The following is a 14374-nucleotide window of genomic DNA, read 5'->3' as shown; positions in this document are numbered from 1 at the left end:
AAAAACTATATAAAGTACGGTGTTCTACTATTGAACGGAGTTTTGCGGATGCCAAGGAACTACATGGCTATCGATATACTCGGTTTCGAGGGCTGAAGTCTGTCCAAATGCAAGCATATCTTACCGCAGCTTGTCAAAACATGAAAAAAATAGCCCTTCACCTGACCAAAAGCGGTCAGGTGAAGGGCTATTTTTCTTATTTTTATCATTTTCTAGTTCTTTTGTTCATTAACAAATCAATAATTCCCAGAGTGTCGGAAACCCTGAAGGGTTTCCCAACACTCTGACAAAAATAAACACTCGCATAAAGCGAGTGTTTATTTTTTCAATTGTAAATATTGAATGGCAAACATTGTCTTTGCATCATGAATACGTTGCTCTTTTATTAGTTGCAATGCTTCTTCTAATGATACTTCCATTAACTCAACGAACTCATCTTCATCAAGATCCGCTTTATCTTCCTTCTTCTTCAAGCCAGTCGCTTCATATACGTATACAATTTCATCTGCAAACCCCGGTGAAGTGTAGAATGACGTAATAAGCTCCATATTTTCACATATGTACCCTGTTTCCTCTTCTAATTCCCGAATTGCTGTTACTTCAGGTTTTTCTCCCTGCTCCAACTTTCCAGCAGGAATTTCTACAAGCTCTTTTTCCATCGCTTTACGATACTGTTCAACTAACACAATTTTCTCATCATCTGTAATAGCGATAATCGCTACCGCACCAGGATGCTTCACAATTTCACGTTTACTCGTCTCACCATTTGGCAATACTACTTCATCAACACGAACTTTAATTACTCTTCCATCAAAAATAGGCTCAGTCGCGACCGTTCTTTCTTCAAGATTACTCACAAGACTTCATCTCCCTGTTCTATTTCCTAATCTTTCTTCATACATTCTATCACATTGAAAGGAGCGAAACGAAAATGAAAGTGTATATTTTACCAAATCGAGTAACGTTAGTCGGAAAAGCTTGGGAAATTCGTCATATGCTAAAACAATATGAACAACGTTATAAAACTGTTCATGACTGGATTACAAATACACAAAAGTAAAGTGTTTGTGTAACTCCTTACGCTTTCGTACAATAAAAGTAAGGAGGAGAATTATGAAAACACGTCAATTAGGAAATTCAGATTTATATGTAAGTGAGATTGGACTTGGGTGCATGTCACTTGGGACAAGTGACACAGAAGCCATTCAAATCATTCATGAAGCATTAGATTTAGGCATTAATTTTTTAGATACGGCCGATTTATACAATTATGGATTAAATGAAGAGTTTGTCGGAAAAGCATTACAAGGAAAACGAGAGCAAGTTGTCCTTGCCACAAAAGTTGGAAACCGCTGGACAGAAGAAAAAAATGGTTGGTCTTGGGATCCTTCTAAGACGTATATAAAAGAGGAGATAAAGGAAAGCCTACGCCGATTAAAAACGGATTATATCGATTTATATCAACTGCACGGCGGAACAATTGAAGATCATATCGACGAAGTCATTGAAACATTTGAAGAACTAAAACAAGAAGGATTTATTCGTCATTACGGTATTTCTTCCATCCGCCCTAATGTGATTCGTCAATATGCAGAACGCTCTAATATTGTAAGTGTATTAATGGAATATAGCATGTTCAATCGTCGCCCAGAAGAATGGTTCCCATTTTTACAAGAAAATAATATTAGCGTTATTGCTCGCGGCCCACTTGCAAAAGGTTTATTAACGAATAACAATGAACAGAAATTAGCTAAAGTGAAAGAAAAAGGCTATCTCTCTTACAACTACGATGAAGTAAAACACATCATATCCAGTATGAAAGAAATAACAAATGAGCTCTCTCTAACAGAAGCCGCTCTTCAATATTGCCTGCATACTCCCGCAATTGCAGCTCTCATTCCAGGTGCTAGCTCAATTGATCAGTTACGTGAAAACGTAAAAGCAGGCACTACACATTCATTGACAGACGAACAATACAAACACATTCAATCACTTTTAAAATTGGATACATACGAATCTCATCGCTAAAAAAAGCTACCGAAAATGGGTAGCTTTTTACATCGTATCGTATTTCTCCGGATTCGTTCCTGAACGCTTATTACAATCTAAAGTATCAATTCGGCACATTTCTTCTTCTGTTAATGAAAAATCAAAAACATGAAAATTCTCGGCAATGCGCGATGGTGTAACAGATTTCGGAATGGTCACAATGCTGCTTTGAATATCCCAGCGCAAAATAACTTGAGCAGGTGTTTTCCCATATTTCTTAGCGATTTCTTGAATAACAGGATGTTCAAACACCTCTCCTCCTCGCATAAGTGGACTCCATGCTTCCATTTGAATTTGTTCTTGTTGGCAAAAATTACGAAGTTCAAATTGTGCCAACATTGGATGGAGTTCAACTTGATTCACCATTGGTTTAATTTGACAGTTTTCTAATAAATGCTTTAAATGGTGAATATGAAAGTTTGATACACCAATCGCGCGTACTTTCCCTTCTTCATACAATTTTTCTAGTGCACGATATGTATCCACATACTTCCCACGTATCGGCCAATGAATTAAATATAAATCAACATAATCCATCTGTAATTTCTTTAAACTCGTATCGAAAGCTTTCAGCGTCGTTTCATACCCTTGTTCATCGTTCCATACTTTCGTTGTAATAAACAGCTCTTCACGGGCAATTCCAAATTCACGAATCGCTTCTCCGACACCGCTTTCATTTTCGTAAATAGCAGCTGTATCAATAGAACGGTATCCAATCTCAAGTGCAGTCTGCACCGCTCGTTTTACTTCCTCTCCTTCTTTCGCTTTATATACTCCTAGACCGAGCATTGGCATTTTCACGCCATTATGAAGTGTTGTTGTTGGAATATGCATAAAAAACTCCTCCTTTTTCTACATTTCAACAAGAAAAAGATAAAAAGTCAAAAGAAATGCGGTTTGTTCACATAATCTTGTTATGTTAAGAAATCAGCCTTAAAAACTCCCGCTTTACATTTTAGCCAGATGTTCCTTTGAAATAAGCCTAGATCAAATATGGACTAACAACTGTTGATAAACTTTAAAAGGTAGCTTTTGCAGGAAGATAATGAAAAGTATAGAATAGTTGTTTTTATAATTATTAGGGAGGTTTTAAAAAATGGACGTTGAGTCTCTTACCATAAATAAGCATAGTTGGGATGAAACTGCACACCGTTTTTTTGGTAGAAATCCTCTTCCCGAATATGGGCCATTGGCACCTAGTGAGGAAGAATTAAATTTGTTTGGCGATGTTACCAATTTAAAAGTTTTAGAAATTGGTTGTGGAAGTGGGCATTCATTACAATATATGGACCAAAAGAAAGCTGGTGAATTGTGGGGATTGGACCTGTCAAATAAACAGATAAATGCAGCAAAAATGTTATTAAAGAATTCTAATTCACCGGTAAAGTTATTTGAATCGCCAATGGAGGTTACTCCGGGCTTACCCACTAATTATTTTGACATTGCTTTTTCTATATACACAATAGGGTGGACAGCTAATCTAGAAAAAACATTAGCACATATTAGTCATATTTATCTTTAGATTAGGTAAGTGTAACATTTGATATTAAAAGGACCACAACATTTTAGATATGTCTAAAATGTTGTGGTCCGATTTGTTTTCTGTGGATTTTAAAAAAAGTTCGATAATTCATAAATTAAATAGACTAAACTAATAAGAGGATATTATGTTCAATATATGAGCATACATCCTCTTTTCTTATACATATTAGATTAGTTATACAGATATTGAAAATATAGTTCAATATGTATTATTACTACAACAACATAGGATAGTTGAACAAGAACAATAGATCTTTATGGTAAAATTTATTTGTGTAAGAAGAAATGAGAATTTGATTTTGAATAAGATTAAAATTTACTAAACAATCCTGTAGTGAAGGTATTATGTTTAAGACGTAAGAGGAGGATAAATAGCATGATAAATCAAGCTGAATGGTTGTGGCAACGTATTATCGAAAGAGGATCAAATTCTGAAGGTAACTTTAAAGAATCATTAAATCTTCAGCCAGGTGCAAGTGATGAAGAGTTTCAACTTATTGAGGATACACTAGGGGTTACACTCCCTGAAGAAATGAAGAGCTTTTACAGAGTGTATAACGGACAAACTTGGGAACCCGGGGTGAATCCATTTGTAAGGAATTTGACTCTGTCCCCTACTTCTGAAATTATCGATAATTGGAAATTTTTACAGGAAGAATTCGATCCTGATGATGATTTAGAGCCAGATATTGAAAAAGAGCTTAAACCAGCTCTTTGGAATTCTAAGTGGATTCCAATTGCAGAAAATGGTGGCGGAGATTACCTTTGCATTGATACAGATCCATCTGAAGTTGGGGTTTCAGGACAAGTTTTATACTTTTACCATGACTGGGGAAGGCGTGCTATTAAGGCAAAGAATATTTTTGCATTCATCGAAATTTGTTTAAAAGAAGAGAATTGTGAATAAATGTACTTAAAATAACGGGTGCTTTAGTTAAATAAGAAAGGACATTACATATTAGACATAACTAATATGTGCCCCCCCTTTATTTTTTATGACTTTATATATTTTAGAGAATTTCAAAACAGTTCAACTTTGTTTCAAACCAATATGAGGGCATCTATCCATACATAGAAGCAATCAGCGCCCTTCCCCACTTTTTCCAAAGCGTAATTCCTTGCTTTCTTCAACCTTTTATCTTACAGTGTAAGCGTAAAATAAAATACACAAAGTAGAGGTCAAACGATGAAAGCTCTTATATTTAACACATTTGGAGAACCAGAAGTATTACAATATAAAGAAATCCCTAATCCTATTATTGGACCTAAAGAAATTCTTGTGAAAATGAAAGCAATTGGTTTAAACTTTGCTGATGTTTATAGAAGAAAAGGTAATTATCACCTTGCCGGTAAACCGCCATACATTTTAGGATACGAAGGTGCTGGAATTGTCGAAATGGTCGGAACTAATGTTACGACAATCAAGCAAGGAGACTCTATTGCATTTGCAGATGTTCCTTATGCAAATGCAGAGCTGGTAGCGGTGCCAATAGAGAAAACAATTCCACTTCCTAATCATATTTCACATGAAACTGCTGCTTCTATTTTACTACAAGGTTTAACAGCTCACTATTTAACCCGAGATAGCTATGCGATAAAAGAGGGAGATATTGCGCTCGTGCACGCTGCTGCCGGTGGTGTTGGCCAACTACTTGTACAAATTATAAAATTACTAGGCGGTAAAGTGATTGCACTTACTTCTTCTATTCAAAAAGCAAAAGCTGCCGAAGATGTTGGGGCAGACTGGGCCTTTTTATATGAGGATGATTGGAAACAGAAAGTCATGCACGCGACGAACGGAAAAGGTGTCGATGTCGTATATGAATCTGTTGGTTCTACGTTGATGGATAGCTTTGAGGCAACACGCATTGGAGGAACTGTTGTTTTTTACGGAATGGCAGGAGGTGATCCAGCACCTGTAGACCCGCGCATGCTTATGGATACCTCTAAGACGCTAACCGGCGGGGATTTATGGAATGTACTCACTTCTCATAAAGAACGCATTCTTCGTTCCGAAGAGCTATTCACGTGGATTCAACAAGGAAAGATCAAGTTATCTAAACCAACTACATTTCCATTAAGCGAAGGTGCAAAAGCACACCATTATTTAGAAAGTAGAAAAAGCACAGGGAAAATTTTATTACTTCTGTAAAACAATTATGAAAATAACGTGCCACTCACATATGGCACGTTATTTTTTCTTCATCCACTCGATAGCTCTTTGTTCCCGCTCTCGAACAAATGCATCTTTTCCTTCAATATACCGCTCGATATCACATGAAAATTGTTTCGCAAGCTCTTGCTTTAACGTTGCATACGCCTCGGCTTCTTCACAATGCACCATCATATAATCGCGAAAAGAAAGGTGACGTATAATTTCTTGATTACCTGTCTCATATACATGTAAATGATAGCTTCGCTTTTCTTCTGTACCGTGTATGTAGAAACGCCGTCCCGAAATACCTTTTTCACCTTTCGATGTATAACCTAGTTTTTGGAAAATATCATTCCAACTATCCACCTTGTCAATATTCGTAACTTCCATAATCATATCAATAATAGGTTTCGCCGCTAACCCTGGCACAGATGTGCTGCCAATATGATGAACTTTCACATGTTCAGGCATTGCCTCCTTTAAACGTTTTGCTTCTTTCTGAAACTTTTCTGCCCAATGATTTTCATAGGGCACTACTTCCACTTTTCTCATGCCCATCCCCCTTATATTCGTTTCTTACTTAAAGTCTTTCCATGACAAACTACTTTCACCTAATAATTCTTCAAATGATTTATTTTTTTCACGTTCACGCTGTTCTTTACGCTTTCTCTCTAATTCCATTTCTTGTTTCTGTTCTTCTTGTTCTTTTAACTCTTTCTGTTTACTTTTTAGTTGCTTCATTAGAGCTTCGTTCAATTGATCTCCAATTGTTATTGCTTCCTTTTCCATCTTCATTGCTGTTTGGTTCTGCCCTTGCTTTTGTTTTTTCTTTGCCATAATTAAATCACCTTTTACTTTTTTCTTTATTATAGTAGAAAATGTAATTTGGCAGCAACAAAAAGAATAGTACCGCAAATTCTTGCTCTAATGACTGTATAAATACAACCTACCTTTTCCTGACAAATGAAAATAAAAAGCAAGTGCAAGCTTTTTTTGCTCTACATAGTTGCACTTATATGTTGAAAAGTAAAAATAGGTTTATATAGTTAACCGCTTACAATTAATTATTTATTTTTTATATAAAAATAAAAGGATGTTTTATGAATTTTCTTAAAATATTAAACTTTATATAGATTGTTTCCTCATAATCTATTAAAATTATGTCGTATAATGTCAGATTTACATAAAAGGAGGAGAAAAAAACATGTGGAAAAAAATTATACCTGCCGTCGCTGTTTTAAGTACCGTTACATTTTCAAGTGTATTTGCAGCACCACCAACTTCTACACCAGCACAGGAAAATCGTTATATTGATGTTCAAATGCTAGGTATTAATGACTTTCATGGTCAATTGGACACTGTGAAAAAATTAAACAATAAGGATGTAGGTGGTGTCGAGTACTTAGCTGCACACTTACGTAATCGCGAAAAACAAAACCCAAATACGCTACTTGTTCATGCTGGAGATGCAGTTGGTGCAAGTCCACCAGTTTCAGCTTTATTACAAGATGAACCAACAATGGAAATCTTCAATGACCTTGGCTTTGATGTTGGAACCATTGGTAACCATGAATTTGATGAAGGGATAGACGAAATGCGTCGCCTTATTTATGGCGGTTATCATGAAAAAACTGGAAACTTTAAAGGTGCTCAGTTTCCTTACGTTGCAGCCAATGTTTACAATAAAACAACAGGACGCTTATTTTTACCACCATTTACAGTAAAAATGGTACAAGGAGTTCCAGTTGGTTTTATTGGTGTTGTTACAACTGAAACACCAAACGTTGTTATACCGAAAAGGATTGAAAATGTACAGTTCACAGATGAAGTAGAAGCAATTAACAAGTCTGCCGCACAATTAAAACGATTAGGCGTAAAAGCAATTGTTGTACTAGCACATAATCCTGGTACAACAGATGATAAAGGGATTACAGATGGAGATCTCGTTCGCTTAGCGCAAAATACCGACTCAGAAGTAGATGTCATTTTTGGCGGTCATAACCATGCATATGTAAACGGTACTGTAAACGGAAAACTTATTGTACAAGCTTATTCGTACGGCATGGCTTTCGCAGATGTTGATTTAAAAATTGATAAGAAAACAAAAGATATTGTAGAGAAAAAGGCTGAGATTGTTTCAACGTTCCATGACGGCATCCAACCAGATCCGCAAATTAAGAAAAAAATGGAACAGTATCAAGCAAAAGTCGCTCCTCTTGTAAGTGAAGTTATCGGTAAATCTGCAGTTGCTTTAGATAGAACACAATCACCAGCTGGGGAATCTACACTTGGTAACTTAATAGCTGATGCACAGCGCAGTGCGATGAATGGCCAAATTGCCATTATGAATCCTGGTGGTATTCGCAACGATTTAGATGCTGGAGATATTACGTGGGGAGAATTATATGGCATTCAACCTTTTGGAAATCAATTAATAAAGTCAACATTGACAGGAAAAGATATTCGTGACATTTTAAATCAGCAGTGGCAAAAAGATAGAACACGTATGCTCCAAATTTCTGGCATCACATATAAATGGGATGATAGTAAAGCAGTTGGTGAAAAAGTCGTTGATGTGCACTTAGCAAATGGTCAATCTCTCGTTGATTCACAAACATATACTGTCGTAGCAAATGCCTTTTTAGCTTCTGGCGGGGATGGTTTCGTTTCATTTAGAAATGGAAAAAATGCAGAAACAGGACCAAATGATTTAGAGGCACTAGTAGATTATGTGAAACAAGCAAAATCACCAATTGAAGCCAAAATTGAAGGTCGTATTCAAAAAATAAATTAGTAATTATAGAATACAAATTTTAAATCTTTTACAAACCTTATTATCTATAATTAGTAGAATAAAAGCGGGACATCCCGCTTTTATTCTTTTTCACGATATTTTTTTAAATATTCTTCTAGCGCAACTTCAACAACTTTAGATTTGTGTACACCATTTCTAATAGAAAAACAGTCTAGCTGCTCTAAAGTTTGTTTTGAAAGAGAGAACGTACGTCTTTTTTTCTCTCCTGTTTGGACAGAAGTAATACATATTCCATACTCCTGTTTTTGCAACAATTTATAAATATTTTGCAATTGTTCATAAATAAGACGTTGATAATCTATTTTTTCCTGTTGTGTGTTCACAGCTTCTTTTAATTGTAAATGACGCGGCTCTTTTCCCTCCCCAACAAACATCCTTTTTTTCTGCTCACTATCATATTCATATCCGAGCAATCGTAATTTTTTTGATAGTGTATACGGACTCATTTCTAGTCGTTTCGCAACCATCGCAATCGATTCACGATTATTTAAGCGATCAATAATTTCACCAATCTTCACCTCCTCCCTCCTCTCTCTTATATATAACTTGAAACTTCTATCTTTAGGCATTTTACTTCTCATTCATGCAGGTTAAAGTTATTATGTTAAGATACAATGATTTCTTATTCGTATAATTTAGTGTATGATGACAAATCAACACCGTTCACTATATTGCACTCAAAAGGAGGTCTCTCTCATGTTCAGTCGCAGCTGCACCCCCTCTTTTTACGATAAAAATAAACAACTGATTCCAAATAGCATTGCAATAATTGAAAATGTGCTTATAAACAAACGTAAACAATCGTTGCTTATTCGTGGACAAGATCTCCAACAACCTCTTTTATTATGTTTGCACGGTGGACCTGGAATGGCTCATATTGGCTTTGCACGCCATCTCCAAGGAGAACTTGAGAAACATTTTATTGTTGTCAACTGGGATCAACGCGGGGCAGGAAAATCTTTTTCATGGCAAGATTTCAAAGAGGCGCTAACAATTGAGCAATTTATTTTGGATACACATAAACTAATCAATTATCTTCTAAACAAGTTTCAAAAAAAGAAGTTATTTCTTCTTGGACACTCCTGGGGTAGCATTATTGGATTATCTGCCGCACAGCAATCTCCCCAATTCATCGAAGCCTATATTGGAGTTGGTCAAATTGTGCATATGAAGCAAAATGAGACATTGCTTTTTGAACATTTAATTCGATCCGCAAAGAAGCTTAGACATGACCGAGCGCTCGCATCTTTAAAAAAGCTTGGAAAACCACCATTTCTAGATACAAGACGACTGCTTATTCAAAGGAAATGGCTTGGTATCTTTGGCGGCGCTACTCAAAATGGGACATTTTTTTCGTTCATTCGAAAAGGATTTTTATCATCTGAATACACATTGATAGATTGGATAAAATTTTTAAACGGAAATATAAAATCTGGAGAATTATGGAGAGAAATGTTAACTATTAATTTCTTTTCACAAATTCCAAGCGTTTCGTTTCCTGTCTATTTTTGTTCTGGACGTTACGACTATCAAACACCTTATGCACTTGTACAACAATATTGCGATGTTCTGAACGCGCCTATTAAAAAAATGATTTGGTTTCCTAACTCAGCTCATTCGCCACACTTTGAAGAACATGAACGTTTTGCAAAAACGTTACTTGAAATTAAACAAGAGCACTTCTTACTACACCCGTGATTACTCCGATTTTTTCTATATTTCATGAAAAGTATGGTGTACTGCTTGAAGCATGTTTCTTGTTCAAAATGAAATTTCCGTCAATCGGACTCTTGCTGTCTACAAAAAGCAAAATAGAAAAAGGTGCGTGTACTCACGCACCTTTCATCTAGTTGATCCTCTCTCAATTAGAACGAAATCTAAATTTACTATCTCATGGTTATCTTCTACCTTTTTTATTTTTGCAATTAATTTCTGGATAGCAGCTCTCCCAACACTTGTTATCGGCTGAGCAATTGTCGTTAAAGACGGTGTAGACCACTCTCCTTGCACGGTTCCATTCAAACCAATAATTTGCAAACACTCTGGAATAGAAATATGTAATGAGTGCGCAGCACGGATAAAATTAATTCCGGCGGTATCACTACAAGTGACGATGCCATCTATATATGGATGTTTTCGCAATACATCCATAGCTATTTGTTCTGAATTCTTCTCTCTTCTACACATTTCGATCACTCGGTAAGATATGTTTTTCTCCCAAACCGCGTCTAAAAAACCCCTGAAATGTTCTTCCATCGCTTCATGACTCAGCCCTTCATGAATATAAGCAAGAAAGCGGCATCCTTTCTCTGCTAGTAACGAAACAGCTTGTATTGCTCCATTATAGTACTGCGAAGCCCTTTCCTCATTTGAATCGATAATTACAAATGGAACTGATACTCTTTCTTTTTGTAATCCTTCATATACATCACGCGTCATAAGAATACCGGCAATATTATTTTGTTCAAATACATCCATATAACCACGCTTATGTTTCACATTACATATAACGATTTGATATCCTTCTTTGTATGCTTCTTCTTCAATAACTGTAAGTAAGGATAAGGATGCTGGATCTTGCATGTTAGATACAAGTAAAGCAATCATGGTGGAAGACTTTTTAAATAAAGCTTTAGCCACCGCATTTGGTTTATACTGCAACTCCTCAATTGCTTTTTTCACTTGTTTGACCGTATCTTCATGTACATATCCTTTTTCATTTAATACTCGTGAAACTGTTGCGACTGAAACTCCCGCCAACTTTGCAACATCGCGAATCGTTGCCACCTCTTCACCCCTCAACATGGAAATAGTTTACAATTTCACCGTAAAACAAATTGAATAATACGTCAAGAATATTGTTTTATATTTCTGAAAATTGTTACATAAAAAAGAAGTGCTTACATAGCACTTCTTCCCTCTTCCAATTGTTTGTCTTTTACCGCAAATGTTTTCTTCAGCATCGGTGGTGTAATCATTGTTGTTAAAATAACAACAATTACAATTGCTGTAAAGTAATCTTTTGCTAATAACCCTGACGCAAGACCTTGTCCAGCAATAATGAGTGCCACTTCACCACGGGAAACCATTCCAGAACCAATGATTGTAGAAGACTGTAAATCAAAGCCTGTCATACGTGCTCCAAGACCACAACCAATTAATTTCGTTAATACAGCAATTACTGTTAAGATAGCAATAAACCAAACTTTATCTCCAATTCCTGCAAACGTAATATTCATCCCAATACTTACAAAGAAAATAGGAACAAACATTGCATAGGCAATTGGTTCAACTTTCTTCTCAACCTCATGTTTATAATCCGTTTGAGAGATAGCAATCCCTGCCGCAAACGCTCCGATAATGCCTGCTATTCCTAATAATTCTCCGAAATATGCAAAAGAAAAACAAATAATAAGAGCTGTACTAATAATAGATTCCGATACGCGAAGCGGAGAAAGCCAGCGCATAATCATCGGAACGCCCTTCCATCCAATTAGGATAATAGCTGCAAAAAAGACAACTTTCTTCAAAATAACCATTGTTAAACTTACATCATCTGCACCTAAGAAACTCATTGCAAATGCAAGTAAAATAACAACAAGAATATCATCAAACACCGCTGCACCAAGCATTGTTGTACTTTCACGTGTTTTCATTTTCCCTAAATCTCGAAGCGTTTGCACAGAGATACTAACGCTAGTTGCACAAAGAAGTAAGCCTAAAAATACTGCATTTGCTTGCTCCATTCCCATAATAAGACCAGCAACATAACCACCTAAAAACGGCATAATAATTCCGCCAACTGCTACTGCGAAAGAAGAATTGCGGTTTTCATTCAGTTCTTTTAAGTCCGTTTCTAAACCAGCCATAAACATGAGAAGAATAACCCCAACTTCACTTAACTGCCTTAGTAAATCCGTATTATCAATTAATCCTAGTACTGCTGGACCAATTATAATACCTACAATAAGTTTTCCAAGTACAGACGGCTGTCCTAGCCTAACACTTAAGTCACCCGCAAGTTTTGTACTTAGTAAAATTACTGCTAATTGAAAGAAAAATATCATCTCATCTCTCCTTTTCCTACTTTACTCATTAGAATAACTATATATGATTTATACCAGTCTGTGAAATTATCAAATCCACACCTTTACGTAATTATTACGCTTATTTATTTCCAATAATTTCTTGTTACAAAAAAACTTCCTATTTATAAAACATAGATATTTTTCTTATTCAAACTGCTTATTAATCTGACAAAAAAATTTTCAAACTATATTTTATGTAAGATTATCTCTCTATCATAGTCAATTTTTCTATTTTTTGCACCCCTTCCCGCTTACCGCTCTCACCTTTTCATATGGTTATGATACAATGTAATTATCATATGTACTGTAACTTGGAGGATAGAGTATGAAAGCGTTTTGGACGACATTATTAACGATAATCGGTACTCTTATTGGAATTGGCATTTTCTTTACGAATAAAGTCATGTATTTAAAGAAAAAAACAGAAGAAGAAATTTTAGAACGTGAAACAAAACAGCATTTTCGCTTAGAGGATTATGAAGCTCTACAGAAAGAAGAAGTATGTCTCTCTTCTCAATTTGGTTATAGCATTCATGGTTACTTTATTCCTGTTAGCCATTCAAATAAGTTCATGATTTTTTGTCACGGCGTTACCGTAAACAAAATAAATTCTATAAAATATGCAAATTTATTTTTAAACAAAGGATTCAACGTATTTATTTATGATCATCGCCGCCACGGCCAAACAGGAGGCAAAACAACAAGTTATGGCTATTACGAAAAACACGATCTAAAGACAGTGGTAGATTGGCTCAAACAACGATTTGGTTCAAATATTACGCTTGGTATCCATGGTGAATCAATGGGAGCAGCAACGTTATTACAATATGCAGGTATGGTTGAAGACGGAGCTGATTTTTATATTGCTGACTGTCCATTCTCTGATTTTTACGAACAGCTTCATTATCGTTTAAAGGTGGAGTTTCATTTACCAAAATGGCCTCTTTTACCACTTGCTAATGCATTTTTAAAAGTGCGTGATGGTTATACAATTCGGGAGGTTTCTCCAATTGATTGTGTGAAAAACATTAAAAATCCTGTATTGTTCATCCACAGTAAAGATGATGATTACATTTTATGCAATATGACACAATCATTATATGAGGCAAAAGAAGATGCAAAAGAACTCTTTATTGCCGAAAAAGGCGCTCATGCTTGTTCTTATGCAGAAAATAGAGAAGAATATGAATATGCAGTTGATCACTTTTTAACAACATACGTAAACGAAACAAAAAACAGGCTCGCATAAGCCTGTTTTTATTTTAATGAAATAACAATTGGTTTATCTTTAGCAAACGAAGGAGCAAATAATAATTCAGATGCCGTCTCTTCTTTAGGTATTTCAAATATAATGCTCGATTGCAATGAATCGTATGATTTTAACTTTCTATCATGCAATATACTTGTCTCCCTTTTCGTTTGAACGACTCCATATATTTTTCCGGTCTCCGAAATAACATTAAACTGCGAAGGCTTAACAATAATACTTTTGTTTTTACTGTTCTTTAAAGAAAAGTCCACAACAAGGAGCGTGTAATTATTTTTTGCAGTCCATACATCATAATTTGGTACACGACTTACATTTTTAATAACAAAATCTATTTGATGAGCGGATAAAATTCCTTTTACACTTGATTGATTAGCCTGCTCTCCTCTATTGCATCCAGCTATACAAAAAGAAATGATAATATTTACTATCAACAATCGTTTCCACAACAACTACCA

General features: G+C 35.5%; 17 protein-coding genes. 9 read left to right on the top strand and 8 right to left on the bottom strand.

From position 1 onward, the window contains the following. Nucleotides 1-287 (top strand): transposase (locus PLX19_RS02890; RefSeq protein ID WP_272186985.1); only part of this gene is annotated, 287 nt, incomplete at its 5' end. A gap of 30 nt (nucleotides 288-317) precedes the next feature. Here PLX19_RS02890 and PLX19_RS02885 read toward each other — a convergent pair. Next, nucleotides 318-857, bottom strand: a complete 540-nt coding sequence (locus tag PLX19_RS02885; RefSeq protein WP_272186984.1) for an NUDIX hydrolase — start codon at nucleotides 855-857, stop codon at nucleotides 318-320. A 74-nt stretch (nucleotides 858-931) separates the two neighbouring features. Between PLX19_RS02885 and mciZ the strand changes: the two genes are divergently transcribed. After that, entirely contained in the window at nucleotides 932-1060 is a 129-nt protein-coding gene (mciZ, locus tag PLX19_RS02880; protein WP_272186983.1) for a Z-ring formation inhibitor MciZ, read from the top strand. 53 nt (nucleotides 1061-1113) lie between these two features. Continuing rightward, complete coding sequence (locus PLX19_RS02875; protein WP_272186982.1) at nucleotides 1114-2028, top strand: aldo/keto reductase; 915 nt, start codon at nucleotides 1114-1116, stop codon at nucleotides 2026-2028. 27 nt (nucleotides 2029-2055) lie between these two features. On the opposite strand, the gene PLX19_RS02870 is transcribed toward PLX19_RS02875, so the two are convergent. Beyond that, the gene (locus PLX19_RS02870) at nucleotides 2056-2883 is read right to left on the bottom strand and encodes an aldo/keto reductase (protein WP_272186981.1); all 828 of its coding nucleotides are present in this window, start codon (nucleotides 2881-2883) and stop codon (nucleotides 2056-2058) included. Between the two features lie 262 nt (nucleotides 2884-3145). On the opposite strand from PLX19_RS02870, the gene PLX19_RS02865 reads away from it, so the two are divergent. The 3 genes from PLX19_RS02865 to PLX19_RS02855 all read left to right on the top strand — a co-directional run bounded on the left by PLX19_RS02865 (nucleotide 3146) and on the right by PLX19_RS02855 (nucleotide 5743). Further along, nucleotides 3146-3571, top strand: a complete 426-nt coding sequence (locus tag PLX19_RS02865) for a class I SAM-dependent methyltransferase (protein ID WP_272186980.1) — start codon at nucleotides 3146-3148, stop codon at nucleotides 3569-3571. A gap of 396 nt (nucleotides 3572-3967) precedes the next feature. Beyond that, entirely contained in the window at nucleotides 3968-4498 is a 531-nt protein-coding gene (locus tag PLX19_RS02860; RefSeq protein WP_272186979.1) for an SMI1/KNR4 family protein, read from the top strand. A 279-nt stretch (nucleotides 4499-4777) separates the two neighbouring features. Beyond that, on the top strand, nucleotides 4778-5743 hold the full coding sequence (locus PLX19_RS02855; RefSeq protein WP_272186978.1) for a quinone oxidoreductase family protein: 966 nt from the start codon (nucleotides 4778-4780) through the stop codon (nucleotides 5741-5743). Between the two features lie 39 nt (nucleotides 5744-5782). Here PLX19_RS02855 and PLX19_RS02850 read toward each other — a convergent pair whose 3' ends face one another. Beyond that, nucleotides 5783-6298: a GrpB family protein gene (locus PLX19_RS02850; RefSeq protein ID WP_272186977.1), complete on the bottom strand. Its 516-nt coding sequence runs from the start codon at nucleotides 6296-6298 to the stop codon at nucleotides 5783-5785. 24 nt (nucleotides 6299-6322) lie between these two features. Beyond that, nucleotides 6323-6583, bottom strand: a complete 261-nt coding sequence (locus PLX19_RS02845) for a YqkE family protein (RefSeq protein ID WP_272186976.1) — start codon at nucleotides 6581-6583, stop codon at nucleotides 6323-6325. Between the two features lie 367 nt (nucleotides 6584-6950). Here PLX19_RS02845 and PLX19_RS02840 point away from each other — a divergent pair, with 367 nt between their 5' ends. Continuing rightward, a complete protein-coding gene (locus PLX19_RS02840) occupies nucleotides 6951-8540 on the top strand; it encodes a bifunctional metallophosphatase/5'-nucleotidase (protein WP_272186975.1) in 1590 nt (529 codons plus the stop codon). Between the two features lie 80 nt (nucleotides 8541-8620). Here PLX19_RS02840 and PLX19_RS02835 read toward each other — a convergent pair whose 3' ends face one another. Next, nucleotides 8621-9130 carry a ribbon-helix-helix domain-containing protein gene (locus PLX19_RS02835; RefSeq protein ID WP_272187010.1) on the bottom strand — a complete coding sequence of 170 codons (510 nt, stop codon included), beginning with the start codon at nucleotides 9128-9130 and terminating at the stop codon, nucleotides 8621-8623. 127 nt (nucleotides 9131-9257) lie between these two features. Between PLX19_RS02835 and PLX19_RS02830 the strand changes: the two genes are divergently transcribed. Beyond that, nucleotides 9258-10259 (top strand): alpha/beta fold hydrolase, encoded by a 1002-nt coding sequence (locus tag PLX19_RS02830; protein WP_272186974.1) that lies wholly within the window; start codon nucleotides 9258-9260, stop codon nucleotides 10257-10259. A gap of 144 nt (nucleotides 10260-10403) precedes the next feature. Here the strand turns inward: PLX19_RS02830 and PLX19_RS02825 are convergent, their stop codons facing one another. Further along, on the bottom strand, nucleotides 10404-11348 hold the full coding sequence (locus PLX19_RS02825; protein WP_272186973.1) for a LacI family DNA-binding transcriptional regulator: 945 nt from the start codon (nucleotides 11346-11348) through the stop codon (nucleotides 10404-10406). A 113-nt stretch (nucleotides 11349-11461) separates the two neighbouring features. Next, complete coding sequence (locus PLX19_RS02820; protein ID WP_272186972.1) at nucleotides 11462-12628, bottom strand: cation:proton antiporter; 1167 nt, start codon at nucleotides 12626-12628, stop codon at nucleotides 11462-11464. Between the two features lie 346 nt (nucleotides 12629-12974). On the opposite strand from PLX19_RS02820, the gene PLX19_RS02815 reads away from it, so the two are divergent. Continuing rightward, a complete protein-coding gene (locus PLX19_RS02815; protein ID WP_272186971.1) occupies nucleotides 12975-13898 on the top strand; it encodes an alpha/beta hydrolase in 924 nt (307 codons plus the stop codon). 8 nt (nucleotides 13899-13906) lie between these two features. Here PLX19_RS02815 and PLX19_RS02810 read toward each other — a convergent pair whose 3' ends face one another. Next, complete coding sequence (locus PLX19_RS02810) at nucleotides 13907-14365, bottom strand: DUF4352 domain-containing protein (RefSeq protein ID WP_272186970.1); 459 nt, start codon at nucleotides 14363-14365, stop codon at nucleotides 13907-13909. Nucleotides 14366-14374: the final 9 nt, after the last annotated feature.

This window comes from Bacillus sp. BP-3 (assembly GCF_028401955.1).
Taxonomy (GTDB): domain Bacteria; phylum Bacillota; class Bacilli; order Bacillales; family Bacillaceae_G; genus Bacillus_A.
Note: the sequence above shows the minus strand (reverse complement) of the source record. Positions and strands in the feature narration are given on the sequence as shown.